This is a genomic window from Roseomonas chloroacetimidivorans (genome assembly GCF_049629625.1).
GTDB lineage: Bacteria > Pseudomonadota > Alphaproteobacteria > Acetobacterales > Acetobacteraceae > Roseomonas > Roseomonas chloroacetimidivorans.
In genome coordinates this window covers 1-2,382 of the sequence record NZ_JBNBZS010000230.1, presented here as the reverse complement: position 1 = coordinate 2,382, position 2,382 = coordinate 1, and the positions used below count along the sequence as shown (strand labels likewise).

Below are 2,382 nucleotides of genomic sequence, written 5' to 3'. Positions count from 1 at the left end.
ACAGGAACATGGTCGCCGCGCTGCTGGTCATGTTCGTCGTGGGCGTGGTGCTGTTCGCGACCTCGGCGCTGCTGGCACCCTACCTGCAGACACTGGCTGGCTATCCGGTGTTCACCGCCGGCCTGCTCATGGCTCCGCGCGGGGTCGGCACTATGGTGGCCATGCTCATTGTCGGACGGCTCACCAGCCGGGTGGATCCGCGCGCGCTGATGGCCTTCGGCATCCTCGTGATGTGCTGGACGCTCTGGGAAATGACGGGCTGGACCCCGGACGTGGATCGTTGGGGGTTCGCCTTCGCCACGGTCTTGCAAGGCTTTGGGCTGGGCTTTGTGTTCATCCCGTTGCAGGTCGTGGCCTTCGCGACACTCGATCCCGCCCTGCGCACCGACGGCACGGCGATGCTGAGCCTCTTGCGAAACGTCGGCAGCGCCATCGGCATTTCGGCGTGCCAAGCTTTGTTGACGCGGAACGTCCAGATCAACCATTCCGAGATCGTGCAGCACGTCACGCCGCTGAACCGCGCTTTCGAGCAGCCGGGAGTGGAGCAGTTCTGGAATCTCTCGACCAGGAATGGGCTCGCCACGCTGGACGCCGAAGTAACCCGGCAGGCACAGGTCATCGCCTATGTGAACGACTTCAAGCTGCTGCTGTGGCTGTCCCTGCCCTTGCTGCTGCTCCTCTTCCTGATGTCACGGCCACCGAGGAGCACCGGCTCCGAGGCCGAGCACGTCGCTCTTGATTGAGACGCATGCGCGAACGCCACGGGCAGAAGGCATCTCCTCTCTTCGCCCCGCCATTCGGCCGGAGGATACGATCTGTGAGAACAGGGACGAATGCGGACTGAAAGCTCCCGGCGCAACAGATGCGTCGTCATGCTGTCCTTATCGGCCTGGCTGGCCGGTTGCACCGTGGGCCCGGATTTCCAGCGCCCGGAGGCGCCAGTGCCGCCAAGCTGGACGCCGGCGGCGCTCAGTGCGGAGGCGAGTGCCGGCAGCCGGGTGGTCCAGGAGCCGGTGGACGCCGCCTGGTGGCAGCAGTTCCATGATCCGCAACTCGCCGCTCTTGTCTTGCGCGTGGAGGCGGAGAACCCCGACCTGCAAGAGGCAGAGGCTCGCCTTGTCGAGACCCGCTACCAGCGCGATATCGCCGCGGCAGGCTTTTACCCCACCGTGTCGGCTTCCGCCTCGGATACCCGACTGCGCATCAGTCAGAACAGCCCCTTCGCTGCGGTCGCCGGTGGATCGCCGAGCACCAGCGCTGGTGCTCAGCCCAATGCAGCAGCAGGCGCGCCGTTGCCGAGCGGCCCAAAGCCGAGCTTCGCAATTTACCAGGGCGGCTTTGACGCCTCATGGGAACTCGACCTCTGGGGCCGCACCCGGCGCAACGTGGAAGCGAGCGAGGCCGAGGTGCAAACGGCGGAAGAGGCCCGGGCCGGGGTGCTGCTTTCCCTGCGTGCGGAAGCCGCCCGCACCTACATCGAGCTTCGTGGCATGCAGGCGCAGCGCGCGGTGGCGCAGCATAGCCTCGATCTGCAGAGGCGGACGGTGCAGCTGACGCGAAATCTCGTCTCCAGTGGTCTGGCCGCCGATGTGGATGTCGCGAATGCTGAGGCGCTGGCCGCCGGCACGCAGGCCCAAATTCCGCCGCTCGACGCCCAGATCACTGCCGCCATCAACCGGTTGAGCCGAATTGTGGGGCGCGAGCCGGGTGCACTGCGAGGCGAGTTGGACGCGGCGCGGCCCGTGCCGCCTGCTCCGCCAAAAGTGCCGGTCGGACTGCCTTCGGAACTGGCGCGTCGCCGCCCTGACATTCGCCAGGCCGAGGCGGCGCTCCACGCCCAGACGGCGCGGATCGGGGTTGCGGTGGCACAACTCTACCCATCGATCAGCCTCACCGGCTCCCTCGGCCTGCAGTCGGGCAACACCGTCAACCTGTTCAACTGGGCCAGCCGCTTCTACTCAATCGGGCCCGCCCTCACGATCCCGATCTTCGAAGGGGGGCGGCTGCGGGGCCAGGTGCGGCTGGAGGAGGCGCGGCAACGCGAAGCGGCGCTCGTCTATCGGCGCACCGTGCTGGATGCCCTGCACGAGGTCGAGAACTCCCTTGCGGCGTACTACGGAGATCAAGGGCGCCATGCGGCGCTGGAGCGCCAGGTGCGAACCGCGCGCGAGGCGGCAGGGCTGGCCCGCCGGCACTTCGCAACCGGCCTGGGGAACTTCTTGGAAGTGCTGGATGCGGAACGGACGCGCCTGGCGGCGGAACTGGCGCTGGCGCAATCGGCCGCAGCCCTCGATACCGACCTGGTGGCCGCCTACAAGTCACTCGGCGGAGGTTGGGATGCGCATCTGTAGAGCTCCGGTTGGGCTGCCGTGTCTCTCTGCC

Annotated in this window: 2 protein-coding genes; both read left to right on the top strand. The window is 67.3% G+C overall.

Going from position 1 to position 2,382, the window contains the following annotated elements:
- Positions 1–8 precede the first annotated feature (8 nt).
- Positions 9–743: an MFS transporter gene (locus tag ACO1BU_RS36920; RefSeq protein WP_424140834.1), complete on the top strand. Its 735-nt coding sequence runs from the start codon at positions 9–11 to the stop codon at positions 741–743.
- A gap of 129 nt (positions 744–872) precedes the next feature.
- Positions 873–2,351, top strand: a complete 1,479-nt coding sequence (locus ACO1BU_RS36915) for an efflux transporter outer membrane subunit (RefSeq protein WP_424140833.1) — start codon at positions 873–875, stop codon at positions 2,349–2,351.
- Positions 2,352–2,382 lie beyond the last annotated feature (31 nt).